Origin of the sequence: Methanocorpusculum labreanum Z, from assembly GCF_000015765.1 — an archaeon.
GTDB lineage: Archaea > Halobacteriota > Methanomicrobia > Methanomicrobiales > Methanocorpusculaceae > Methanocorpusculum > Methanocorpusculum labreanum.
In genome coordinates this window covers 1,283,924-1,308,168 of sequence record NC_008942.1, presented here as the reverse complement: position 1 = coordinate 1,308,168, position 24,245 = coordinate 1,283,924, and the positions used below count along the sequence as shown (strand labels likewise).

The following is a 24,245-nucleotide window of genomic DNA, read 5'->3' as shown; positions in this document are numbered from 1 at the left end:
ACATGAGAAATATAACGGTCAATGATTCGACTCGCTGCTTCTTCGATGTTCTTCCATGAATATGAACCACCGGAAATTTTTGCTGCAGTAAACAAAGCCGGAGCTGATACTATTGAATTCTGGATGGAGACCCCTACATTCTGGTTGAGGGGAGCGCATGCATCGGAAGTGATCGAGATGCTGCGGCTCTACCCGAATTTTGGAAATATCGCGATGCATTCCCCTGTTTTCGAACTGAATCCCTGTTCGTTCAATCCTAAAGTCGCGGAGCTCACCGCAGAATATACCTTATCCTGCATGCATATTCTGGAAGAACTCGGCGGCGGTGTTCTAACCATCCATCCGGGAAAAAGAACGGCCAAACGTCCAATAAGCGCATTGGATAAGGAACGGTTTGCCCGTTATCTTACGAAAGTGGGAAATGCTGCTGTTGGGAGTTCCGTGACCGTGGCTCTTGAAAACATGCCTCCTGCGGTGAATGCGCATATGGTGACGGCTGAAGAAATGTGCCAAGTTCTGGACGAATATTCCTGGCTCTCGTTCACGTGGGATTACGCCCATGCCTGTCTTGCAGGTGATCCGTTTTCTTTTCCCAGGGAATGCGGTGAAAAAATCGTAAATATTCACACAAGCCGCGGGAGCAAAACATCGATGCACTCACCTCTTGCCGGAACACCCGAGGCTGCCGAACTGAAATCCGTTCTTTCAGAGATGAAATATAGCGGACTGATGACCTTCGAACTGGAAGATCTGAGTTTTGGACCGCATTCACATGCGGTTTGTCCGTATCCTTTCACCTATGATGAAAAAATTGCGATCCTTACCCGTGAAGTGAACGAGTTTTCGGATTGCCGATGTATTTAAGAAATGGTACGTATAAATAAATATAGAGATTTTAACCAATGGCTGTTTCCAGACATAAAAATAGATCTGCCGCATATGCGGCGTGGACGTTATGGTAGTTTATACGAATATCATCATTTTTCTTATATTGCTGATTTGTTCGGCATTTTTTTCGGCTTCCGAAGTCGCTCTTGTAGGTATCAGCCGTGCAAAAGTTCATACACTTTCAGAAACAGGAAGCCGCGGCAGGCGTCTGGATAAATTAAAAAATAATCCGGATCATTTTCTGATCACGATCCTGATCGGAAACAATATCGCAAACGTCGGGGCCGCATCTCTTGCGACCGCCGTTGCTTTGGAATTATTCCAGAATAACGGCGTCGCGATCGCGACGGGAGTTGTCACCCTTCTGCTGCTGATATTTGGGGAGATAGGTCCAAAAACCTACGCCAATCGTCAGATGGAGCGGGTCGCACTGTTCGTTGCAACACCGATTTATTTCCTTACCATGCTCCTCTCGCCGCTCTTCTATGTCTATGACCGGTTCCGGAAGAAGGATCATTCACCGTCCGTAACTGAAGAAGAGATCCGTGAATGGATCGATGTCGGAGAGATGGAAGGGGCGATTGAAGAGGAAGAGAAGGAGATGATCTACTCGGTTCTCAAATTCAACGACACGACTGCAAAGGAGATCATGACGCCGAGGCCCGATGTTGCGGTTGTTGAGGATACGGTAACACTTGAAGAAGCGGTATCCCATTTCAGGGAAACCGGTTTTTCGCGTGTACCGGTCTATCATGACAAAACCGACAATATTGTCGGAACCCTCAACTTCAAGGATCTCTTTAATGCCTACTCGACGGATAACCGCAAGGCCTCGGTCAAGAGCCTGATGCTTGACGTTTACTGCGTGCCTGAATCGAAAAAGATCGATGTTCTTCTTCGTGAACTTCAGGTCAGGCGTGTTCATATGGCGATCGTTCTGGACGAGTTCGGCGGATTTTCCGGTGTCGTGACCTTCGAGGACATTCTCGAGGAACTCGTCGGCGATATCATGGATGAATCCGACGGGGATGAAGTCTCGGATATCATCCCGATCGGCGACGGTCTGTATATGATCGATGCCCAGGTCCGTGTGGCCCTGCTGAATGAACGGTTTGATATTTCACTGCCCGAAGATCCGGGTAATTACGAAACGATCGGCGGCCTCGTCTTCTCGCAGTTGGGTCATATCCCTCGTCTCGGAGAGTCGATCCCGCTCCCGGGAGATCATATTACCCTCGTTGTTACCAAGATGCGGGGTAGACAGATCCTTAAAGTCAAGATGATTCTCGCCGCCCCTGAATATGACGATCAGGATATAAGCGGGGAGTAATCCCCTTATATCTTAAATTTTAGCATAGATCTTCTTCCATTTTTCCACGATCCTGTAATGTGGATTTGCATTTAGAAGAAGATCCCGCAGTATTTTTGGATCATCCGGCAGATGATAGGTGCATACGGAGATTTGTGGTCCCTGGGTTTTCAGGATCTCTTTTGCTCCGGCAAGCATTCTGCGTTCCGCTCCTTCAATGTCCGCTTTGATAAAATCCACGGTAAGAGCGTTTTCAGCACAAAATGCGTCGATGGTGGTGACTGGGGCCGTTTCGATTCTCCCTTGCTGATTCAGGACCATGGATGAGCCGACAAGCGTGTCCGTAAGGATCGTAAAATTGGCATTTCCGCACGTGTCGCTTACTCCGCAGGGAACTATATGTACCTGTTTCGCGAACTTTTGGTTCAGTGCAAGCGTTTTCAAAAGGATATCCCGTGCTTCCCTGATCGGTTCGAATGCATAGACCTCCGCACCTTTCGATGCGGCAAGAATAGAAAACACGCCGAGATTTGCTCCGCAGTCAAAGACCACATCTCCCTTATTGATCCTGACATCACTCCATTCATAGGGGCCTTCATCGGTGTAATGATATCTCCCAAGAAGCGCCGGGTAGAGAATATCTCCGATCTCCATTGCATAATACGCCTCTTCCCGGGTAGGATGTCTCTCGTGCGAAAGGACGGGTAAACAAAGCCCTGCTATTTCCATGCAGTCATTGGATTTTACGTAGAACCTGTCGTAGATTTTTTGATACTGATGCCGGTAAAAATCCTCCGTCCTTTGGTTTTTCGTCAGATGATACCGTACACGGTCAAAAAACGGTATCTCAGGCATCGTCGGATATCACTTTCTTGTTTGCCGCTTCACGTTTGACGATCAGGAAACTGGCGATAAAGCCGATGAGGATGTTTGAATAATACAGGATCATGCGCAGGAGGACAACAAAGAGACCCACAACTGAACTTGGAATGATGAGAGAATAAAATCCTGCATAGGCGAGTTCTGCGATTCCGGCAGCTCCGGGGGTCAGCGGCAACATCATAATGACCGCGATGATCAGCTGGAAGATGATCGACAAGAGTACATTCGGCGGGTATCCAAGTCCCATAAGAATGATCGAGGCGACTGAATACTCGCACGCCCACAGACAAAACGTCAGAATGAATCCAATAAAGAGTCCCCATTTCGCTTTCCCGGCAAAGAGCCGGAATGTGTTGTAGAACTGATCGACCCCGTCTAGTATCTGTCCAGTTATTTTTTCGACCTTTTCAGGGTTCATTTTCTTCATGAACAGGCCTCCGATTTTCAGCGCGAGCTTTTTGATGAGTTCCGGCTTTCGCATAATGGCGACCAGAATGATCAAAAGTCCGGTGAAAAATGCCGTCCCGCACCACGCAGCGATGATCAGTCCCTCCGGGATCTCGCCATTATTGTATACGAAGGAAAACATGCCCATGGCAAACATTACTCCCAAGACCATGAGAACCGCTTCCAGAAGTCTTTCGATCAAGACTACCGCCGTTGCGTCTGCTACCGGCACATTGGCTTTATACAGTTCATGAATCCTGACAGGTTCTCCTCCTATTTGTGAGGGGGTTATAGCCGCTATCAGCTGCCCGGCGCAGACCATATTGAGGGAGTGGAAAAACGGCACTTTATATCCCAAAGACCGGCACATGACCACAATTCGGGTTGCCCAGAAACCCATGGCAAGCATATGTACCATAAACGCAAGAAGCAGATATAAGGGGTTTAACTGCTGAATAGCAACGATTGTCTCCTCGTTGAATGTCAAAAGAATGACAATAAGAAGGACTGCGAGCGAAAGCCCTATTGAAATCCAGAGAAATTTTTTCTGCTTTGCATCCATGCTGTTCACTAAATGTTGATTGCTGAGAATTTATAATTACAGGTTAATCGGTTCATCTTTCTGGATTTTTGCCTCTCTGCGGACAATAATCATGCTTGCTGCAAATCCGATGGCGAGGTTGAAGTAATACATGATAAGCCGCCATAAGAGGACAAACACTCCTATAAGCGAGGTGGGGATTATCAGAGCATAGAAACCTGCCATGGAAACTTCGGCGACCCCTACGCCGCCCGGGGTAAGGGGTATCATCATGATCACGGTGATGAGGATCATGAAGATGAACGAGAGCAGGAAGTTCGGCGGCAGACCGAGTCCGACCATGAGAACGGAGGCGATGATAAATTCATTTACCCAGTAGAGTGCACTGAAGAGGAGTCCGTAAAACATTCCGGTCTTCGATTTTCCCGTGAAGTGCTTAAGGGTCACATAGAATTTTCCCAGATGCAGGTCGATTTTTCTTTGATACTCCTGAATGATATCCGGGGATTTGTTTTTTCCGAAGATGTGCAGCAGTTTGTGTAAAACCTTATTTGACCATACCGGATTTTTGGCAATGATCAGGAATACAAGCAGAAGACCCGCAAAGACAAAGGCTGCAATGTACGCAATCATCATGTATGCTTCGGGGAAGTTGAGGTCTGCAAAAAACAGGCCCAGAAGGAATACGCTGATAATGGTTCCGGCTATAAGAACGATCGCGTCGAACACTCTCTCCATTATCACGACCGCAGTAGCTTCTCCTCCGGGGACATTGGCTTTGGTCAATTCGTACACTCTGACAGGTTCCCCGCCGATCTGCGAGGGAGTAACCGCTGCGAGGAACATGTTTGAACAGACGAGGTTGAATGAGTGGAAAAACGGCACTTTGTATCCAAGCGATCTGCACATAAGTTTGATACGCAGCGCCCAAAAGCCAAGCGAGAAGATATGCATGACAAATGCCAAGAGAATGAACCAGAGATTACACTCTTCCAGCTCCTCAAGCGTCGAGGTGTCAAAGGTTAAGATCAGCATCACAAATAGTACCGCTAAGCTGATGCCAAGAGAAATAAAGAGCCAGCGCTTTTGTGATTTATCCATACCCACCCTGATTAATGACTACTCATTGAACTGAATGTGATATATGTTTTGTAGTTGGTCGAGGGTCGAAGACCCGAGACCATGAGCAAGTTGGAACGACTTGCGACCTGAGAGGGTCGAAGACCCGAGACCATGAGCAAGTTGGAACGACTTGCGACCTGAGAGGGTCGAAGACCCGAGACCATGAGCAAGTTGGAACGACTTGCGACCTGAGAGGGTCGAAGACCCGAGACCATGAGCAAGTTGGAACAACTTGCGACCTGAGAGGGGCAAAGACCAAAGGGGGTAACAAATTCTCACATACTACTCATAGAAATCAACGTTCCAGAGATTCACGGTTCGATTCCATACTCTTTCAAAACAATCAGGGATCTCAGAGTTATCCATTTCGATGGTTCTCCCTTTTTTTCGATCGGGACAAGAGTTTTGCCGTTGAACGTACTTTCCAGTTTCCAGGTTCCATTCTTCAGCCGCTTCTTTTTCAGTATGTCGACAGCGTCCTGCAGCCTTGCATCGCGAATTCCCAGCTCATGAAAAATAACGAGCAGTTCCAGAATGTCGGTCTGATACATGAGAGGAAAACCGGGTTTCAGCCAGCCTGGTTTGGCAACTTCCTGAAGATTGTGACTTTTCTTATAGAGATGATGCAGCAAAAAATACTCAGTCAGCATTTTAATAGTCTCATTGATTTCAATGGTTCGCAGGTGATTTGGGATCGCAGTCAGCCCCTTTAGCGTTTTGGCCACTCCCATATGGCACGAATGAGCGCCGAAGCACATTTTGAGCCGGTCATACGGCTCTCCTTCTGCCGGTTGACGTATGCCGTCATCTGCCCGCTGGTAAGAAGTGATCCACTCAATCGCCTGCGTGACTCTCGGATCGTTTTGATAACCCAGTTTCACGAGGCTGAACACCATGTTTCCGGTAAGACACGGAATTACTCCGCCGGGAAGTCCGGTCCCGGTTTTTGCACTCGTATCATAGGAAAACCCGCCGTGCATTGGTTCCTGAGAATGATTGAGTATAAACTCGCACGCTCGTTTTATTCCCGGATCTTTTGGATCTGCACCCAGTTCCGCCAAAATCAGCAGAGTCCAGGATGTGCCTGTGTATTTGTCTCTGTAAAACCGCAGAGGATCTCCCCATGACCCGTCCTCATTCTGTATTTCCATGATTTGGGGAACAAGTCCCTCCGTCATAATTGCGTGCTTAGCTTTTTTCACTTCAGGATCATCTGCATCTCTTCCCAAAAGGGATGTGAGCGTGAAATAACGAATCGAGGGATTGTCCCTTTCCAGAAGCCAGTTCAGAACGTCAGAATTATTAATCTCTTTCATGATACTCTCACTCTCAAAGCAGTATGTGTATGCTCAATCCCGAAAAAGACGGTATTGGCGTGTGATGGGTGGTCCTATACTATCAGAATAGGCTTCTCCCTCATCAAACTTTGCTTCCAATGACAAGCTCTTTCATCAAATATGAAAACAGGACCTCGTCGTACCATAAGGCGATATTTATTGTGACATGCAGGCGTAATAGATATACATAATATGCGTATTCTGGTAATTGATCCCCGTTTTGGCGCTGCAGGCGATATGATCCTTGGTGCCCTGCTCGGTCTTGGAGCAGACAGAGAGTTCGTTCTCCGGTCGGTAGCTTCCGTCTCGAAACCGGAGATCACAAACGTTCTCCGTGCCGGAATCCCGGCAACCTATATCAGGACCAATACGAAAAAAACGACCCGTAATCTTTCGGAAATACTGGAAATCATCTCTGCAGCAGATGCTTCAGAACAGGCAAAGGATATTGCAAAGAAGGTATTTACAAGAATCCAGAATGCAGAGGCGTCCGTCCACCAGACCGAACATGTTCATTTTCATGAGGTTGGTGCCGATGACGCAATTTCCGATATCCTTGGTTCCGTCTCGGCTATTTTATCATTGAACGTGGATGCGGTACATATTCTCCCGCTGTCAACAGGCATGGGCACGGTCACCTGTTCGCATGGAATAATGCCGGTCCCGGCCCCGGCAACGGCAGAGATTCTCAAGGCATCCAATCTCGCCGTCTCTCTCGGTTCGTTCGAGGGAGAACTCTGTACGCCAACCGGTGCGGCATTGCTTGCCACGTTCCAGGAAGTTTTCGGAACGACCGTTCACTCGGGAAAACTTCTCTCGTCGGGCGCAGGAGCCGGTACGCGTGATCCATCCGACCACCCGAATGTTCTTTTTGCATACATTATGGATACCGGGGATGAAGCGGGATCGGTTGACGTGCTCGAAACGAATGTTGATGATATTTCGGGTGAAGTTCTCTCCTCGGTCCTTTCGACGATGATGAATGAAGGGGCCCGCGATGCGTCTGTTATCCCTATCGTCATGAAAAAAGGCAGACCCGGTTATCTCATTCGAGTCATCTCTCTCCCGCGGGATGCCCCGCGTCTTGCAAAAATCCTTGCGCATGAGACCGGAAGTCTTGGCGTAAGATGCACCCCTATGATCCACCGGTTCATTGCAGACAGAACGATTGCGAGTACAAGCGTCGTCATAAATGACCGGGTCTACTCCGTTGACGTCAAAATTGCATCCATGGACGGCGTGGTCTATTCCCGCAAAGCCGAATTCGATGATCTTCAGCGAATCTCGGATGCATCCGGTCTTCCGGTTCGAACGGTAAAACGCATCGTCGAGGAAGATGTATGGAAGACGCCGTAAAAAAAATATCAACCGGAGCCTCTGGACTTGACACCCTTCTCGGCGGCGGCATTGAGCCGCGTATGATCACCCAGTTTTTTGGAGAGGCCGGTTCGGGAAAGAGTACGCTTTGTATGACGGCAGCCGTTTCGGTGCTTCGAAAAGGTCTGGGGGTCGTCTATATCGATTCGGAAGGTTTCTCCATCGAGCGGTTTTCGCAGATAGCCGGAGCCTCTACCGAAGAGTGCGCCAAGCATCTGTATGTATTTGAGCCGGCGACCTTTGCCGAACAGGGTCTGATGATTTCAGAGTCGGAACAGCTGATCAAATCCGGGACTGCCGGACTGATCGTGCTTGACTCGGCAACTGCCCTCTACCGTGTGGAACAGATGGATACGAAAGACGCTCTTTCGATGCTTTCACGCCAGATGATGGTGCTTCTGGGAATTGCCAAGAGATATGATATTCCCGTTCTCATCACCAATCAGGTGTTCATGGACATCGATCATCACCGACTGAGCGGTCTTGGAGGAACTGCGTTGTCGCATATCTCAAAAGCGATCATCCGTGTGGAAAAACACGAGGGATTCAGACGGGCCGTCGTTTCCAAACACAGGTCCCGCCCTGAGGGTATGTCCTGGGAGTTTGTTCTCACCGGTACCGGGGTCAGGGACCGCTGACCTCCGCCCTTTTTTTGATAAAAAAAGTATTGCTGTTTTACTCTTGGGATTCTGCATCGAGTACAGCACAGACGTTTTCGGTCGTATCTCTGATCAGTTTTACCGATTTTGCAAACATCTGCTCTTCTTCTTCGGATAACTTCACGCCGATAGGGAATACTCCCCCGCGTGTTATCCGGGCAGGAACGCTCACGCATACTCCTTCATGTCCGAACACCTCGCGGCGGATCTGTGTTGCGACGGTAAGCATGCGGTTTTCATCCTCGACGATGGTTCGAATCAGTGTTGCGATCGCATCGCCGGGACCGTAAACCGTTGCTCCTTTTGCCTCGATTATGTACGACCCGCTTGATTTCACCCGCTGGATCATCTCTTCACGCGGGAGTTTTGCAACGCCCAGAAGATTGTCGATCTGGATACCGCCGACCGTCGTCGCTGACCACATCGGGACCATGGTGTCGCCGTGTTCACCGATGATGCGGGTATGTATCTCACTAACGTGCACGTTGAAAAATTCTGCAAGGCATGCCTTGAGCCGCATCGAATCAAGATGCGTTCCAAGACCGAACACTCTGTGCGGCATCATCCCCGAATACTTGAGAGCAACGGTTGTCATAATATCCACGGGATTTGTTACAACAAGCAGGATCGCCTCCGGTGCCATGCGCCCTACTTGTTCGGCAAAAACCTTCACAATCCGTGCATTCTCAAGAGCCAGATCCAGACGGGTCTGTGTAGCTTTTCTTGGAACGCCGGACGTAAGAACGATTATATCTGATCCACGGAGCTCTTTTGGCGTTGTACCAAACGTTACACGGGTATTCGTTCCGCGTGCCGCAAAAGAGTCCATCATATCATGGGCGAGACCGTCCAGATACTGTTCATTTCCAGGTCTGCCGTACAGGCACATTTCCTGCACATGCGGAAATTGGGATACGGCATGTGCTACATATGAGCCTACCTGACCCGTTGCACCGATAATCGTAACTTTTGCCATAAGAACCCTTAAAAGATAATTGGGACACGTTCTCGGTTGGAAGCGCATATCCAACTTCTGTTACATATCCCTTCTCCGCCCCGCAACCCTGCGGGCGCCATGCGTTTACGGTGAGGTCTGCTCCCTTCCGGGCCTGAACCGGTGCCCACAACAATGAGATAATACATCCCTCCGGATGTATCCATCACATCCGCTGACCTCGCAGGACAAGGTATCAACGTTGGAACATGCAACATAGGAAGGACTGACACAGCCGTCCTCAAACTTCGTCCCCTGCGTATTGGCAGTTTCAGGTTACAGGTGACGCCAAGCCACCCGGACTAGTCCCAATATATATGGGAAGCCCGGAGAATAAAATGATGTAGGGTATGGAACGGAGGATTTCGGCCTTATGACGACTACTTTATCGTGATAATGCATAATCGGATGAATGGACGCATTTTCAGAATCGTCCGATTATCATTTTATGAATGGTTTTCCCAGCGATGGAAATGCTTATGGAATGATTTGCCCAGCAGCTCAAAAAAACAGCTCTACACTTTTGCCTAAAATGCAATGAGAATGGGCCCGGAGGGGTTCGAACCCACGACCACCCGGTTATGAGCCGGGCGCTCCACCACTAAGCTACAGGCCCGCAGAGAGAAGTACGTAAAACGGGTTTGTGGTATGAAACCACGCGCCCTCAAAATTTGTTCCCTTGCAGAAGAACATATAATATTTGGTATGCTGATAGATAAAGGTGTTTGTTTATTCTCTGAAAGTGAAGGGTATATGTTTTGAAAAAAATACACAAAAAAACAAAAGAAACGCCGCCAACAGGACTCGAACCTGTGACATGCTGGTTAACAGCCAGCCACTCTACCAACTGAGTTATGGCGGCACAGTTGTGTTGCCTAATTACATGGGCGGGTCTTTGTATTAAAGATTATGATTTTAGCGTCACTTTTCCTGGTGTAAAGAAGCCAGACGCATAATGAGTTTTTCCAAATCCTGATTAAAGTTTGCGAGCATCTCATAGGCCTTTGGTGTGGCGACGGCACCCGACGGTGTTGCTTTGATATACTGCATCTGCTCTAAAATCCGCAAAGAATAGCGAATTCTGTGCTGCGGCTGGCCGAGTTCTTCAGTCAGTTTCATAATGCCGATCGGACCCTGACGTGCAACAACACGCATGACGGACAGGTGGCGTTCGAGTAATTCTACTTCTCCAGTGATTTTGCTGAGCATTATTCCTCCACGTTTTTCTTGGATTCTTCTTCGCGCATCTCTTCTTCGAGTTCTGCGCGGATTTTAGCACGATATTCGTCCTGTTCTTTCTGCATCTGGGCAAGACGTTCTTCTTTGGTTGTGCCGTGAATGTCGAGCCAGGCTTTGGTAGCGCGGTATTTTGGGATAAATACTGCAAGACTGATTATGGAAATTACGATGCAGATGAGTACAATCGGTATTCTGAGCCAGATCGAGTCCGGAACGATAAAGAATACTATAACTGCCGCGGCAATTGCGAATATCAGAATGTTTAAGATGATTACGAGAACCGTAAATTTTCCCTTAAACTGAGTCCGCTCAGTGTCATCCATCGTAAGTACATCGGTTGCCTAAAGATAAAAACTACATCTCTTTGGAACGCTAATAATGAGAGGATGAAGCAGCTTTTGGATGAATTGGAAAAACATTCATGCGATGCATATGTTGCATACGACACATCGGAAAATGCGGATATGCGCTATGCTTCGGGATTTCTCGCATCTGATCCCTATATATACGTATTTTCCAGAGAGGGCGTTGCGACCCTGATCGTATCTTCGATGGAAGAAACGCGTGCGCGCTACGAGTCAACATGTAGCATAGTGACACGCATCTCCGCAGGTCTCCCAGAACTCCTGAAAGAGTATCATGATCCCGATTTGGCGACGGCCCATATGATCAAAAATTTTGCAGGTTCGCGCCTGTTGATCCCCCCTTCGATGCCGGTCGGTTTCGCTCACAAACTGGCCGAGGTCGCTGAAGTAGTCATAGATTCCGGGACGATCGCGAAAATCCGGAGCATAAAAACCGAGGATGAAATTACCAATATGCGCTATGTCCAGAAGATGAATGAGGTCGCCGTCCGCGCAGCCGTCGATGCCGTCAGAAAATCGGAGCCGGATAACAGAGGCATTTTGATGCTCGAAGATGCTCCCCTTACGTCGGAAAGGATCCGCGACATCATCCACTTTGCGCTTCGGCCCTTCAGCTGCGAAGACATCGACACGATCGTCTCCTGCGGGGAAGCATCATCCATGCCCCATGCGCGGGGAACAGGTCCGCTGTACGCAAACCAGCCGATCGTCATGGACGTCTTTCCACGAAGCGAGTTGACAGGATACTTTGCCGATATGACACGTACCATCTCCAAAGGTGCTCCCTCTGACGAAATAATCAAAATGTATGATGCCGTGCAAAAAGCCAAAGAACTGGCCGCATCCATGATCCGTCCCGGAATCACAGGCGCCGAGGTTTACACTGCGGTCGTGGAGTTTTTCCAGACACAGGGTTACGAAACGGCCGGATCCTCGGGATTTACGCATAGTCTTGGGCATGGCGTCGGACTCGAGATCCACGAAGCGCCGTCCCTTTCTCCGTCCGGCGGCGAACTGAAAGTTGGGCAGGTCATCACGCTGGAACCGGGCCTTTATTATCAGGGGATCGGCGGGGTCAGGCTCGAGGATATGGGTGTCGTAACAAGTGATGGATTTGACAGCTTTACGTGCTTTGAAGAAAAATTAGTAGTATAGTATTATGAACGATAACGAACTGGATACCTACATTGAGGCGGGGCGAATCGCAAAAAACGTCCTGCACAAATGCGCCGCCGAAATAAAACCGGGTGTCGGCATGGCCGATATTTTCGACATGGTTTTGGATGAAATATCCTCGGCAGGCGTATCACCCTCCTTCCCTCCCAATATTTCTTTGAATAACTGTGCGGCCCACGATACGGCCTCCCCTGACGAGGAACGGGTATTTGCCGAAGGGGATCTGATAAAACTGGATATTGGAACGCACATCGACGGATACATCGCAGACACCGCCGTCACGGTGGATCTCGGCGACCACGCTTCCTTATGCGAGGCATCACGCGCTGCGCTTGACGCCGCGATCAATGTCGTTGCGCCGGAGGTTGTCGTCAGCGAGATCGGCGCGGTCGTCGAAGAAACGATCACGTCATTTGGCTACAAGCCGATCATAAACTTAACAGGCCACGCACTTGCGCGCTATAGTCTCCACCACGGCCTCTCGATCCCGAACACGGGAAGATTCGGCAGCGCTGTTCTCAGAGAAGATATGGTTATTGCGATCGAACCCTTCGCATCGACCGGCTCGGGTCTGGTCCACGAGGCGCCGCGGGCCGAGATCTATCAGGTCGTCGGCAATGCTCCGGTCAGATCACCCGCCGGCAGAAAAATCATGAAAAAGGCGGAAGAGATGCACGGTCTGCCGTTTGCCCGCCGCTGGCTGAATGTTCCAAAGGCGGAACTTGCTCTGCCAACCCTCCTTCGTCAGGGAAATCTCTTCGTATATCACAGCTTATCGGACGTGCCGGAGTCATTTGTTTCCCAATTCGAGCACACGGTCATCGTGACCGCAGACGGCGCTCTGGTAACAACGAGATAAAATAAGAAGAATCTCTCCACCTTTATTATATGTGGGAGTTACGCGGTGTGTAGTGGATCAAATTCGGGAAGGGTATGGCCGAGTGTAGCTGAATGAGAAAAAGAACCGCGAATCTCCGCGAATTAACGCGAATCGCATTTTTCCTGCGCAGGCGATCAGCCGAAGCAGAGCACCCGAACGTAAGGAAAATGCGATTCGCGAGGATTCGCGGAGATTCGCGGTTCTTTTATCTCATACACCCACACCACTGCCGTACATGAAATCGAAGTACATCTCATAAGGACGTCAGTTTTATTCGGTTGCGAGCACACCGCGTAAGTCCTATAAAAAAATTACTGCGTGAGGGGCATGTTCCACGAACGTTCGTTCGTAAGAACAAACTCCCACTCTTTTTTGCATGCACAGGGGATTTCCCAGACATCGTCTAAAACACTCTTGTCAGCCGTGAGGGAATACTCGTTGATTGCGGCAACGATCTCTTTGTCGCAGGTCCCGCAGTTGTGAGGGCCGCGCTTGAATCCGCCGCCGACAGGGTCGCATGCTACCGGAACGTCCGCTTCCCGGAGAACTTTCACCGCAGACCAGAGATACGGCGGCCGGAATCCTCCCTTCTGCCAGTAATGTTCCAGTTCCGTTCTCCCCTGGATCGTGCAGAGGTTCATCGAGATCATGTCTGCGTAGGGTGCGACCTCGCGGATGGATTTTTCCATATCCTCCATCGCCTCCTTTTCCGTTAAAAAGAGCGGCTTCATCATCAGATATGCCTTCACACCGACGCCTGCGTTATGCGCCGTCTCGGCAGCTTTGATGAAATCTTCAAAGGTATTTCCTTTATCGATCGACTTTTCCCGAATGGTATCGTTCGTCGTCTCAAGACCGATCGCGACCGTCAGCGGATGGGCCTGGCCTTTATCGAGGCTTTTCAGCAGGCGGGAGAGTGCATCTTCCGTCACATACTCGGACCTGGACTCGGCGATCAGCGGCTTTCCTGCAAAGAATTCGCCGAATGCATCAAGAACCTCGAGAGGTACTTCATTAGGGTCGAAGACACTTCCCGAGGTGAAGATCTTTCCAAGCTGGTATTCATCGGGAGCGTAATTTTCCTGCATCCAGAGGATCTGCCCTTTCATGTGGTCGATGAGTTCATCCTTCGAGCAGGTATCGCGGTCGTTTTTATATCCGCACATCCTGCATCTGTTCCAGGAACAGCCGCCGGAAAGAAAGATCCCGGTCAGAGACGAAAGGACTTCGCCGAAGTATCTGTCCTGCCCTTTCCAGGATGCGAGCGGTTTTCGTGGGTCTGTCATTATGATATCTCCTGTTTTGTATTTGTGTAGTTCTGGATGAGTCTATAGTAGATCTCTTCGCATTTGTTCAGCTGGTCGATAGAGACCTTTTCATTCAGGCCGTGCATGGTGCTAAGGTCGCCGGGTCCGTATTCGAGAGCACGGAAACCCGCCAGGCGAAGCGCCCGGGCATCGGATGCGGCCCACTGGACCATCGGACGCGAGGTGATCCCGTACACTTCGCTGATGGCTTCGCAGGTTTTCTGCACAAGGAACGAGTCGCTCGCCGTCAGCGAAGCGTTGGCTTTGGTTCGGGGGGTGAGGACGGCCGATTTCGGGATATGGCTGCAGATCTCATCTAAGATCTCATCACAGTCGCATCCCCACGGGAGCCGCATGTCCATCATGAGAGTACATTTCTGGGCGACGATGTTGACCCGTTCCCCGCCGGAAATGATGCCCGGATTATACATGATCTGCCGAAACACCGGGCCGAAGTCCGTCGTCGTTCCTTCACCGGCGATTTTGGTCGAGTGCTCGATGAGTTTTTCCATCTCCTCTGTCTGCGGATATACGCGCTTGTGCAGTTCTCCCATCCAGTAGAGAAAATCCATCGCCTGGATCACCGCACTTTCACCGAGAATCGGATACAGGGATGAATGGCCGGGCGTTCCGACAAACTCCACATCGAATCTGCAGACGCCTTTTTGTCCGACAGCCGGGGCATATGCCGGCGTCGGTTCGGCGATCAAAACATCGCACGGGTGGATGAGGTTTTTCTCCAGCAGATACCGGGTGCCGTATCTTCCTCCCCCTTCCTCGTCACAGACGAAGGCAAGAGAGACCGGGAGATCATCGCCCGCATCCTTTGCTCTGGCAACCGCCGACAAAACGGCGGCACATCCGCCTTTCATATCGGTCGCCCCGCGTCCGTGCACGCAGGTGTCGTCGATCTTGCCGGAATACGGCGGATACTTCCAGCCCTCGTTCAGTGCCGGGACCACATCTATATGTCCGGTGAGAAGAAGACGCCCGGCCTGGTCCTTTGATATGACATTGTCATGACCGTCGGGCCCGGAGGTGATCGTTCCGGGGATGCCGAGTCCTTCCATTACGGATAAAATATATTCGGCAATCTCGCTCGTGTCGCCGGGCGGATTGTCGCTACGTATCTGTATCAGATCTGAGCAGAGCTTTGCTGCATTCATAGGTTATTTCCTTTTGAATTCTGCGAAGAGTTTTCCAATTGGTCCCTCCGGGTAGATGCTTCTGAGGAATTTCATGCTGAAAAGATCATCGGCCATGTCATGGAAGAACTGGGGCGGAAGGGGTATTTTTGAGTTTGGATCAAGAACGATCCTGAATCCAAGGTATGCGGAGACCTCGTCCGGGTCATAGATGAGCTGCCAGAGAATAGGGGTCTCTTCGAACTGTTCTTTATGATTGTCTCTCAGCCAGACCATGAATGCAGGGAAAAGAGCATTGTCTCCTTCTTTTGCGGTGTCCACGCGGGTACGCAGATATTCTGCGGTCATGGTGCATTTTATCGAGTCGGAACTGTAGCAAAGTAATGAGAGGGTATAATCCAGGTGGGCGATCGTGTCGATAAAATAAAAGTACAGGACCGGATCCATATCGGACGGAGTTTCCAGGACCAGGGATTTATGATACAGATACTCGATCTGCTGGGAGTAGTCGTTCTTCTCCAGTAACATGATATTCTAGTTTGGTGTGTGAGACAAAAAGAGTTGGGCTTTGGGAACAGCCCCTTCATAAAGATACGTATTCAAAACGTGAGATCAGCGTGAAATATTTCGGATATGCTCGTCTGAGAGGTTCACGAGTTCGTTTTCTCCGGCGAGGTCCGCGACACTTCTGATGGCTTCAAGAAGGTGGACGGACTCTTCGAGGAAACTCAGGATATCGGCCGGGAAAAGATCGATACCGTACTCGTCGATTAAGTGCCGGTGGATCTCTTTGTGGTTCAGCCCCATCTCCCGAAGTTCCAGGATTGTAATGACGAATTTTCGTTCCGGGCAGCCGCAAAGGGGTGAGTCGCGGCATTTGCATTCCAGAAAATCCTTAAAAAAACGGAGGACCTGGTCCCGCGTTCCCGGGTCCAGGCTATCGATATTCATTGAACCGGTAATCGCTTCCAGATTTGCCGGATGAAAGGCGCCTTCGGGCAGACGGTGGCCTGCCGCACGCTGAAGTTTTTTGATGTATCGAAACCGTGCCCTACTCGCGATCACGAGCTTTCTCCGGCTTCCTCGTCAAAGTCTTTGAGAGATTTCACGGCGTCGGCGATCCGTTCGACCTCGACGAGCCACTCGTCGAAGAGGGTCGGCTCATCGGTGTCTTTTACGTATTTCCCGCAACAGGAAGCTCCGTTGATGACGGCGGACCCGATCGAAGAGGCGATATCAAGTGCCTTTTCGGGATCTTTTTCGACGACTTTACGTCCCTCTTTGACGAGATTTTTGATCTCTTCAGCTGGCGGATAGGTCTCTTCAAGGTACTTCTGCGCAGCAGCGAAGAGGACGACAAGGGAGACCTGCATCGATCCGACGATCTCTGCGAGTTCCTCGCCCATGACTTCGGCCATAACGATCTCTTCGACACTGCGGAGTTTCGTTCTTGCTTCTTCAAGGGGTATTCTGCCGTTCTGGAAGAGACGGATGATCTTGATTACGGCAAGCGTAATGTCATCGGAAAATCCGTCCAGAATTCTGAATCCTTCCGGCATCTCATCTGAGTCCTCGTCCCCTTCCCAGTCGGCGGTTTCGAGGGTCTTGAGCCAGTTGTCCCATCTCTCCTGATTGTAGAAGATATAAAAGAGCTTGGGAGCAGCTTCCGGCTCAGCTGTTTTCTTACTTTTTTTGGCAGCCATGCTTTCTTACAAATAGTTCGGTTTAGTGTGGTAATAGAACTTGTGTTTGATTATGGGTGTGCAGCATCCCGTTCTCTGATCTAAAGATATTCGGGGATCATTTGGTCAGAATAGGACTTACACGGTGTTGGTGTGGATGGATGAAGAAAAGAACCGCGAATCTCCACGAATATCCGCGAATCGCATTTTCCTTACGTTCGGCTGCTCTGCTCCGGCTTATCGCCTGCGCAGAATCGCACCCTCTCTTGAAAAATGCTGTGGGAAAAACCCGCGTGCGGGTTTTTCTGTTGTTTGATTATTTTTTCGATTACACAAAAAGAGAGGTTAACTGAGAGAAAAACCGGCACGCCGGTTTTTCCTACAGCATTTGTCCAAGAGCCAGAGGCTCTTGAGACGTCTCACGAGCTTTTAGCTCGTGGACTTTTCCAGCCGGCGTGCGATTCCTGCGTAGGCGAAGCCCATTTGGGCTTATTCGCGGTTAAATTGATTCATGTTTCCACACCCAGCCGTATCCTCCCCAAATTGGATAGAGAGCACATCGCGTAAGTCCTATTAAAAAAAAGTTAGAGTTTTTTCCCTGCGTCCGGTCCGGGCATGCAGGTGAAAATTTCCTTGACGGTGATCTTGACCAGTTCTTTTCCCGGCAGTCCGGGTTTTTTCGCGTCAAGAAGCTCCTTCATTTTTTTGTGGTCGGCGGTTCCCGCTTCCACTGCGGCAGTTCCTTTCAACTGGAAACAGTTGCCGATATCACGGCTCCACACCAGAAGAGAGACCTGTGGATTCTCTTTGATGTTTGCGATAGTTTTGTTCATGAAATTATTTGAAATCCAGATCGTGTCATTGTCCATGACCCAGATTGCGCCCATCGGGGCTGCGTTCGGGACACCGGCTTTGGATGCGGTGACCAGATGACATACGCCGACTTTGGCAATCTGCTCTTTGAGTTCTGCAGTAAGTAATGCCATGGTGATAAATTGTACTGTTCTGGTATGTCAAGTTTTCCAGAAAATCCCCTGCTGAAAAATGGTCATGCGCCCGGATTCGAACTTGACATTTATTAGCCTTCACCACTCATATATGAGCATGGTTTCTGACGAGCGTAAAAGTCCTTTTGGCTCTCTTGCCGCTTCACACGGCGGCGACCGTGCGGAGTTGATTGACGCAGTTCTCAAACAGCTTGAGAATGACAATGTACGGTCGGTTCTCCTCCAGTTCTCGGACATGGTGGGCAAACCGAAAAATGTCGCGATTCCGACGAAACAGATGAAGAAAGCCTTAACTGAGGGTATCAGTTTCGACGGTTCTTCAATTCAGGGGTTTGCGAGACTGGAAGAGTCGGATATGGTGCTCCGGCCCGAGCCGGCAACATATCAGATCATTCCCTGGTCCGATGAGAAATACCGGGTTGCCCGATTCATCTGCGATGTTTATACGACCCGCGGCGAACCGTTCATCGGGGACCCGCGGTATATTCTCCGTCAGCAGCTGGAAAAAGCGGCAAAACTCGGATACACCTTCAATGTCGGCCCCGAGATGGAGTTTTTCCTCTTCAGACTGATCAATGGCCACCCCTCGGTGGAACTTCAGGATCACGGAGGATACTTCGATCAGACCCCGACCGACCCCGGAGAGGATGTCCGCCGCGATTTAGTGACCTCCCTTTCCGAGATGGGATTTGATATCGAAGCATCCCATCACGAGGTCGCACCCTCCCAGCACGAGATCGATTTCACCTACGGCAACGCCCTTGCCATGGCAGATAAGGTTGTTACCTTCAAGTTTGTTGCAAAAACGCTCGCTCTTCACCGCGGTCTGCATGCCACTTTCATGGCAAAACCGATCTACGGCATCAACGGTTCCGGGATGCATGTCAACTGTTCGCTGATGAAGGACGGACAGAATGCATTCTTTGATCCCGAAGGAGAACACCAGCTCTCCGACACCGCCCGTCATTTTATTGCCGGAATTCTCAAACATATCGATGGAATCACCCGTATCGCAAACCCGACGGTGAACTCGTACAAGCGGCTTATCCCGGGATACGAAGCTCCGGTCTATGTCGGCTGGTCTGCGATGAACCGTTCCGCCCTTATCAGAGTTCCCTCGTCCCGCGGCAAAAGTACCCGCGCCGAACTGCGCAGCCCGGACCCGACCTGCAACCCGTATCTCACGTTTGCCGTGATGCTTGCAGCCGGTATGGAAGGCGTTACCCAGAAGATTGAGCCCCCGGAGAGCGTGGACAAAAATATTTTCAGAATGAGCGCGGAAGAGCGTGCAGCTGAAGGAATACGCTGCCTCCCCTGGAGTCTCCATGAGGCAAACACCGCTCTGATGAACGATCCGCTGCTCTGCAGTGTTCTCGGCGAGCATGTGGTTTCGCAGATCAACCGTCTCGGTGAACTCGAGTGGGGAGATTTCTCCAAGCATATCACTGACTGGGAGCTTAACCGCTACCTTGCAACATACTAAATCATACCAACTCTTTTTTTCGATCCGCCGTTTTTTTTTGAATTCGCCGATGTACCGCGGCGCTTTTTATCCATCTTTGATGCGCTGACAGCAAATGTATATATTGTTAGCCCCCTAACCATTTTTCATATATGGATGACAGACTGCCAATAGCGATATTAATCAAGATCCTTTCAAATCATATAAAACGAAATCTGGACACTGCTGCGTCATTTGGGCCTCTGTACAATATCACCGGCACACAGATCCAGATCATCGGATATATCTATCATTCACCGAAGGATGATATTTTTCAAAAGGATATCGAGACGAAATTTTCCATCCGGCGCTCAACGGCCACCGGTATCCTTCAGCTCATGGAAAAGAACGAACTCATCAAAAGAGAGCCCGTCGAGTACGATGCCAGACTCAAAAAGATCATACTCACGGAAAAGGCACTTGCCGTCAGCCGGCAGGCGCATCACAATCTCACTGATCTTGAAGAGCAGATGACCAAAGGAATCTCGCCAGAGGAACTGGCAGTTTTCAGATCCCTTATCTGGAAAATGAAAACCAATCTTGAGGAGCTTGTATGAATCATATCATTGAGCGCCTGGCCGGCTCTATCCGCGAGTTTAAAAAAGACAGTCTCATAACCCCGCTGTTCGTTTCGTTAGAGGTGGTGATGGATGTAATCATCCCGTTGATTCTTGCAAGCCTCATCGACGACGGGATCACCGCAGGAAACATGGGAGTCATTCTCCGGCTTGGTCTTGTCTTGTTCCTCTCGGCAATATTCTCGCTCATATTCGGCATTCTCGCCGGAAAATTCGCTGCATCCGCGTCATCCGGATTTGCACGCAATCTCCGGCACGATATATTCTATAATGTGCAGAGTTTCTCGTTTGCAAACATCGACAAATTCTCTACCCCGAGTATTGTTACGAGGCTCACCACCGACGTTACAAATGTGCAGAATGCCTATCAGATGCTGATGAGGGTAGCGGTCCGCTGTCCTTTGATGTTGATCTTGTCCTACGTCATGGTCATCATCATCAACCCCGAGCTTTCCATCATCTATCTTGTGCTTATTCCCATTCTGGGTGTTGGGATGTACCTTATTATCACCAGGGTCCAGCCCATATTCGAGAAGGTATTCAAGACATTCGACCGGCTCAACAAAGTCGTTCAGGAAAATCTCCGGGGCATCCGGGTCGTAAAATCCTATGTCCGTGATGAGTATGAAGTGGAAAAGTTCAAAGACGTCTCAAAGGACATCTACGGATACTTTTCCCATGCTGAAAAACTGCTTGCATTCGTCAGCCCCTTGATGCAGTTCGTTGTCTACGCGGCGATCCTTCTCGTTTCCTGGTTCGGGGCCCAGTTCATCGTTGCCGGGACCTTGTCCACGGGTGAACTGGTCAGTCTGTTTGCCTATACGATGCAGATTTTAATGAGTCTGATGATGCTTGCCATGATTTTTGTGATGATCACCATGTCCCGTGCATCTGCGAAACGTATCGTCGAGATCCTCGATGAAGAGAGCAATCTCACGAACCCAGAGGATCCGGTGTTCGTTGTCGAAAACGGCGATATAAGCTTCCGCGATGTCGACTTCAGCTACTCCACCGATGCTGAAAGGATCTGTCTTCAGAAGATCAATCTGGAGATTAAATCCGGCGAGACGATCGGGATACTTGGCGGGACCGGCAGTTCCAAAACGACGCTCGTCCAGCTGATCCCCCGTCTCTATGATGTGACCGGCGGATCGGTCATGGTCGGGGGAGTGGATGTTCGCAAGTATGATCTGACGACCCTTCGCGATCAGGTCGCCGTTGTTCTGCAGAAAAACGTGCTGTTCTCCGGCACCATAAAGGACAATCTCAAATGGGGAAATCCCGATGCATCGGACGAGGAGCTGATCCGCGTCAGCAAACTGGCGTGCGCCGACGAATTCATCCAGCATTATCCCGAGAAGTACGACACAAGAATCGAACAGGGCGGGTCAAACGTCTCCGGCGGTCAGAAACAGAGATTATGCATCGCCCGGGCTCTCTTGAAAAAGCCGAAGATCCTCATTCTGGATGATTCGACGAGTGCCGTTGATACTAAAACGGATGCGCAGATCAGGCAGGCGCTGATGACCGAGATCCCGGATACAACAAAGATCATCATCACGCAGCGGATCTCTTCGGTCGAGCATGCGGACAAGATCATCGTGATGGACGGCGGCCACATCAATGCGGTCGGCACGCACGCTGAGCTCCTGCAGAACAATCCGATCTATCAGGAGGTCTATTCGACCCAGCAGAAGGGAGGTGAGGAGTAATGCCTCCCATGAATCATGGACCAAGCGGCGGCAAGCGTCCCGGGATTCCCGTTGTCGGAAACAAACCCAATGATGTGAAAAAGACGCTGAAACGTCTTCTTTCCTATCTGCCGGGTATGTACAAGGTAACGCTCGGCGCCGTCGTCGTTTGTATTATCCTCAGCACTCTTGCCGGCGTGATTGGTTCGCTTTTCCTGGAAGTGCTGATCGATGACTACATCACCCCGCTTATCGGTGTGGAAAATCCGGTGTTCACCGGGCTTCTCCAGGCCATCCTCTTCATGGCGGTCATCTTCCTCTGCGGTGTTGTTTCGACCCTTATCTATAGCAGACTGATGGTCATCATTTCCCAGGGGGTCATGAAACGGATCCGTGACGACATGTTTGTCCATATGCAGAAGTTACCCATCCGGTACTTCGACACGCATAAGTTCGGCGACACGATGAGCCATTACACAAATGATACCGAAACGCTGCATCAGATGCTTTCACAGAGCGTTCCCCAGGTGTTTTCATCGATAATCACCATCATCTTCGTCTTCTGCGCCATGATCTATACGAGTGGTCCTTTGACGCTCCTCGTTGTGGTCATGGTGTTCGTGCTGTTCTTCGTGATGAAGAATGTCGGGGGAAAGAGTGCGGTGTATTTTGTCCGTCAGCAGAAGTCGCTTGGAACCGTGAACGGGTATATCGAGGAGATGATCAACGGGCAGAAGGTCGTCAAGGTTTTCTGTCACGAGGATCAGGTCAAAGCCGAGTTCGATGTGATGAACGATGAACTGCGCGGACATGCGAAGTCGGCAAACACCTTTGCCAATATTTTCATGCCGATCGTCATGAATCTTGGAAATATCCAGTATGTTCTGGTGGCCGTCGTCGGCGGTGCGCTCGCGATCGGCGGGGTCGGCGGTTTGACCCTTGGAGGGATCGCGGCCTTCCTCCAGCTGAGCAGAAGTTTCATGATGCCGGTCAGTCAGGTTTCCCAGCAGATGAGTTCGGTTGTCATGGCCCTTGCCGGCGCAGAACGGATCTTCAAACTGCTGGACGAACCGGAAGAGGAGGATACGGGAGATGTCACGCTCGTTAATGCGCAGTATGAAGGATCGGTCCTCACCGAGGCTCCGGCATTTACGGGCATCTGGGCATGGAAGGAGATCGTTGACGGCTCTCCGGTCTATACAAAACTGGAAGGGGATGTGCAGCTCCGCGATGTAAGCTTTGGCTATACGCCGGACAAGGAGGTCCTGCATGACGTTTCCGTGTATGCAAACCCGGGTCAGAAGGTGGCGTTCGTCGGAGCGACGGGTGCCGGGAAAACGACGATCACCAATCTGATCAACCGGTTTTACGATGTGCAGGAAGGCGAGATATTCTACGACGGCATCGATGTGAAGCGGATCAGAAAAGCCGATCTTAGGCATTCGCTTGGGATCGTGCTGCAGGATACGAATCTGTTTACGGGAACGGTCAGGGAAAACATCAGGTACGGGAAGCTGGATGCGACGGATGAGGAGGTGTATGCGGCGGCACGTCTCGCAAACGCTCATGACTTCATCACGAGACTTCCCGAAGGATACGATACGATTCTGGAAGGAGACGGCGGAAGCCTTTCCCAGGGTCAGCGGCAGCTTTTATCCATCGCACGGGCTGCGGTGGCAAATCCTCCGGTGATGATCCTGGATGAGGCGACGTCGAGTATCGATACGAGAACGGAGGCGATCGTCCAGGCAGGTATGGATTCTCTGATGAAGGGACGTACGGTCTTTGTGATCGCTCACCGTCTTTCGACGGTGCATAATGCGGACGTGATCATGGTTCTCGAGTCGGGACGGATCATCGAACGCGGGACGCATACGAAGCTTATCTCCGAGAAAGGTAAGTACCATCAGCTGTATACGGGCGCATTCGAGCTGGAATAATTCTTTTTTTTTAGAAAAAGGGTGCGGGCTTTTTTTATTCGTCAGGTTCATGATGTTTTGAGTTGTTTTGGCATCTATCCGCCATCACACGAAATTCACAAAAACGTCCATGAAAACACGAAAGAGAAAGAATCAGCTGGATGGGAGACATAGTCCGCACCCCACACGAAAACAGCGA

The 24,245-nt window shown here is 50.2% G+C and carries 24 protein-coding genes, 2 tRNA genes and 1 other RNA gene; 11 read left to right on the top strand and 16 right to left on the bottom strand.

Annotated elements, in window-relative coordinates; all coding sequences use genetic code 11:
• Positions 1-21: 21 nt before the first annotated feature.
• Together MLAB_RS06770 and MLAB_RS06765 are read left to right on the top strand one after the other, a co-directional pair.
• A complete protein-coding gene (locus MLAB_RS06770; protein WP_011833651.1) occupies positions 22-864 on the top strand; it encodes a sugar phosphate isomerase/epimerase family protein in 843 nt (280 codons plus the stop codon).
• 91 nt (positions 865-955) lie between these two features.
• On the top strand, positions 956-2,218 hold the full coding sequence (locus MLAB_RS06765; protein WP_011833650.1) for a hemolysin family protein: 1,263 nt from the start codon (positions 956-958) through the stop codon (positions 2,216-2,218).
• A gap of 12 nt (positions 2,219-2,230) precedes the next feature.
• On the opposite strand, the gene MLAB_RS06760 is transcribed toward MLAB_RS06765, so the two are convergent.
• The 4 genes from MLAB_RS06760 to MLAB_RS06745 all read right to left on the bottom strand — a co-directional run bounded on the left by MLAB_RS06760 (position 2,231) and on the right by MLAB_RS06745 (position 6,505).
• Positions 2,231-3,052, bottom strand: a complete 822-nt coding sequence (locus tag MLAB_RS06760; RefSeq protein WP_011833649.1) for an FkbM family methyltransferase — start codon at positions 3,050-3,052, stop codon at positions 2,231-2,233.
• Positions 3,045-4,088 (bottom strand): lysylphosphatidylglycerol synthase transmembrane domain-containing protein, encoded by a 1,044-nt coding sequence (locus tag MLAB_RS06755; RefSeq protein WP_011833648.1) that lies wholly within the window; start codon positions 4,086-4,088, stop codon positions 3,045-3,047. The genes MLAB_RS06760 and MLAB_RS06755 overlap by 8 nt, the downstream gene beginning before the upstream one ends.
• Before the next feature lie 36 nt (positions 4,089-4,124).
• Positions 4,125-5,168: a lysylphosphatidylglycerol synthase transmembrane domain-containing protein gene (locus MLAB_RS06750; RefSeq protein ID WP_011833647.1), complete on the bottom strand. Its 1,044-nt coding sequence runs from the start codon at positions 5,166-5,168 to the stop codon at positions 4,125-4,127.
• A 332-nt stretch (positions 5,169-5,500) separates the two neighbouring features.
• Positions 5,501-6,505, bottom strand: a complete 1,005-nt coding sequence (locus MLAB_RS06745; RefSeq protein ID WP_011833646.1) for a prenyltransferase/squalene oxidase repeat-containing protein — start codon at positions 6,503-6,505, stop codon at positions 5,501-5,503.
• A 213-nt stretch (positions 6,506-6,718) separates the two neighbouring features.
• On the opposite strand from MLAB_RS06745, the gene larC reads away from it, so the two are divergent.
• Both larC and radB read left to right on the top strand, forming a co-directional pair.
• Positions 6,719-7,882 (top strand): nickel pincer cofactor biosynthesis protein LarC, encoded by a 1,164-nt coding sequence (larC, locus tag MLAB_RS06740; RefSeq protein ID WP_011833645.1) that lies wholly within the window; start codon positions 6,719-6,721, stop codon positions 7,880-7,882.
• The gene (gene radB / locus MLAB_RS06735; protein WP_011833644.1) at positions 7,867-8,541 is read left to right on the top strand and encodes a DNA repair and recombination protein RadB; all 675 of its coding nucleotides are present in this window, start codon (positions 7,867-7,869) and stop codon (positions 8,539-8,541) included. Before larC ends, radB begins: the two co-directional genes overlap by 16 nt.
• Before the next feature lie 37 nt (positions 8,542-8,578).
• Here radB and MLAB_RS06730 read toward each other — a convergent pair whose 3' ends face one another.
• The 6 genes from MLAB_RS06730 to MLAB_RS06710 form a co-directional block, all read right to left on the bottom strand.
• Positions 8,579-9,538 carry a malate dehydrogenase gene (locus tag MLAB_RS06730; protein WP_011833643.1) on the bottom strand — a complete coding sequence of 320 codons (960 nt, stop codon included), beginning with the start codon at positions 9,536-9,538 and terminating at the stop codon, positions 8,579-8,581.
• Positions 9,539-9,556: 18 nt separating this feature from the next.
• Positions 9,557-9,869, bottom strand: an RNA gene (gene ffs, locus MLAB_RS09635) — signal recognition particle sRNA.
• Between the two features lie 231 nt (positions 9,870-10,100).
• Positions 10,101-10,172, bottom strand: a tRNA-Ile gene (locus MLAB_RS06725).
• Between the two features lie 173 nt (positions 10,173-10,345).
• Positions 10,346-10,418 (bottom strand) — tRNA-Asn (locus tag MLAB_RS06720).
• 59 nt (positions 10,419-10,477) lie between these two features.
• Complete coding sequence (locus MLAB_RS06715) at positions 10,478-10,765, bottom strand: hypothetical protein (RefSeq protein ID WP_011833642.1); 288 nt, start codon at positions 10,763-10,765, stop codon at positions 10,478-10,480.
• On the bottom strand, positions 10,765-11,118 hold the full coding sequence (locus MLAB_RS06710; protein WP_011833641.1) for a hypothetical protein: 354 nt from the start codon (positions 11,116-11,118) through the stop codon (positions 10,765-10,767). The genes MLAB_RS06715 and MLAB_RS06710 overlap by 1 nt, the downstream gene beginning before the upstream one ends.
• Positions 11,119-11,181: 63 nt before the next feature.
• Here MLAB_RS06710 and MLAB_RS06705 point away from each other — a divergent pair, with 63 nt between their 5' ends.
• Complete coding sequence (locus MLAB_RS06705; protein WP_011833640.1) at positions 11,182-12,315, top strand: M24 family metallopeptidase; 1,134 nt, start codon at positions 11,182-11,184, stop codon at positions 12,313-12,315.
• Between the two features lie 4 nt (positions 12,316-12,319).
• Positions 12,320-13,195: a type II methionyl aminopeptidase gene (map, locus tag MLAB_RS06700; protein ID WP_011833639.1), complete on the top strand. Its 876-nt coding sequence runs from the start codon at positions 12,320-12,322 to the stop codon at positions 13,193-13,195.
• Positions 13,196-13,527: 332 nt separating this feature from the next.
• Here map and MLAB_RS06695 read toward each other — a convergent pair whose 3' ends face one another.
• The 5 genes from MLAB_RS06695 to MLAB_RS06675 all read right to left on the bottom strand — a co-directional run bounded on the left by MLAB_RS06695 (position 13,528) and on the right by MLAB_RS06675 (position 17,371).
• Positions 13,528-14,502 (bottom strand): archaeosine biosynthesis radical SAM protein RaSEA, encoded by a 975-nt coding sequence (locus tag MLAB_RS06695; protein WP_011833638.1) that lies wholly within the window; start codon positions 14,500-14,502, stop codon positions 13,528-13,530.
• Positions 14,502-15,689: a M20 family metallopeptidase gene (locus MLAB_RS06690; RefSeq protein ID WP_011833637.1), complete on the bottom strand. Its 1,188-nt coding sequence runs from the start codon at positions 15,687-15,689 to the stop codon at positions 14,502-14,504. Before MLAB_RS06690 ends, MLAB_RS06695 begins: the two co-directional genes overlap by 1 nt.
• Positions 15,690-15,692: 3 nt before the next feature.
• A complete protein-coding gene (locus MLAB_RS06685) occupies positions 15,693-16,196 on the bottom strand; it encodes a hypothetical protein (RefSeq protein ID WP_011833636.1) in 504 nt (167 codons plus the stop codon).
• An 84-nt stretch (positions 16,197-16,280) separates the two neighbouring features.
• A complete protein-coding gene (locus MLAB_RS06680) occupies positions 16,281-16,733 on the bottom strand; it encodes a DUF5814 domain-containing protein (protein WP_011833635.1) in 453 nt (150 codons plus the stop codon).
• The gene (locus MLAB_RS06675) at positions 16,730-17,371 is read right to left on the bottom strand and encodes a DUF2150 family protein (protein ID WP_011833634.1); all 642 of its coding nucleotides are present in this window, start codon (positions 17,369-17,371) and stop codon (positions 16,730-16,732) included. The genes MLAB_RS06680 and MLAB_RS06675 overlap by 4 nt, the downstream gene beginning before the upstream one ends.
• Positions 17,372-17,623: 252 nt before the next feature.
• Between MLAB_RS06675 and MLAB_RS09870 the strand changes: the two genes are divergently transcribed.
• Positions 17,624-17,917 (top strand): hypothetical protein, encoded by a 294-nt coding sequence (locus MLAB_RS09870; protein ID WP_187146107.1) that lies wholly within the window; start codon positions 17,624-17,626, stop codon positions 17,915-17,917.
• A 17-nt stretch (positions 17,918-17,934) separates the two neighbouring features.
• Here MLAB_RS09870 and MLAB_RS06665 read toward each other — a convergent pair whose 3' ends face one another.
• Positions 17,935-18,336 carry a pyridoxamine 5'-phosphate oxidase family protein gene (locus MLAB_RS06665; RefSeq protein WP_011833633.1) on the bottom strand — a complete coding sequence of 134 codons (402 nt, stop codon included), beginning with the start codon at positions 18,334-18,336 and terminating at the stop codon, positions 17,935-17,937.
• Between the two features lie 118 nt (positions 18,337-18,454).
• On the opposite strand from MLAB_RS06665, the gene glnA reads away from it, so the two are divergent.
• The 4 genes from glnA (at position 18,455) to MLAB_RS06645 (ending at position 24,067) form a co-directional block, all read left to right on the top strand.
• Positions 18,455-19,840 (top strand): type I glutamate--ammonia ligase, encoded by a 1,386-nt coding sequence (glnA, locus tag MLAB_RS06660; RefSeq protein ID WP_011833632.1) that lies wholly within the window; start codon positions 18,455-18,457, stop codon positions 19,838-19,840.
• Positions 19,841-19,971: 131 nt separating this feature from the next.
• Positions 19,972-20,415: a MarR family winged helix-turn-helix transcriptional regulator gene (locus MLAB_RS06655; protein ID WP_011833631.1), complete on the top strand. Its 444-nt coding sequence runs from the start codon at positions 19,972-19,974 to the stop codon at positions 20,413-20,415.
• Positions 20,412-22,148 carry an ABC transporter ATP-binding protein gene (locus MLAB_RS06650; protein ID WP_011833630.1) on the top strand — a complete coding sequence of 579 codons (1,737 nt, stop codon included), beginning with the start codon at positions 20,412-20,414 and terminating at the stop codon, positions 22,146-22,148. The genes MLAB_RS06655 and MLAB_RS06650 overlap by 4 nt, the downstream gene beginning before the upstream one ends.
• An 8-nt stretch (positions 22,149-22,156) precedes the next feature.
• Positions 22,157-24,067: an ABC transporter ATP-binding protein gene (locus MLAB_RS06645; RefSeq protein ID WP_222702363.1), complete on the top strand. Its 1,911-nt coding sequence runs from the start codon at positions 22,157-22,159 to the stop codon at positions 24,065-24,067.
• Positions 24,068-24,245 lie beyond the last annotated feature (178 nt).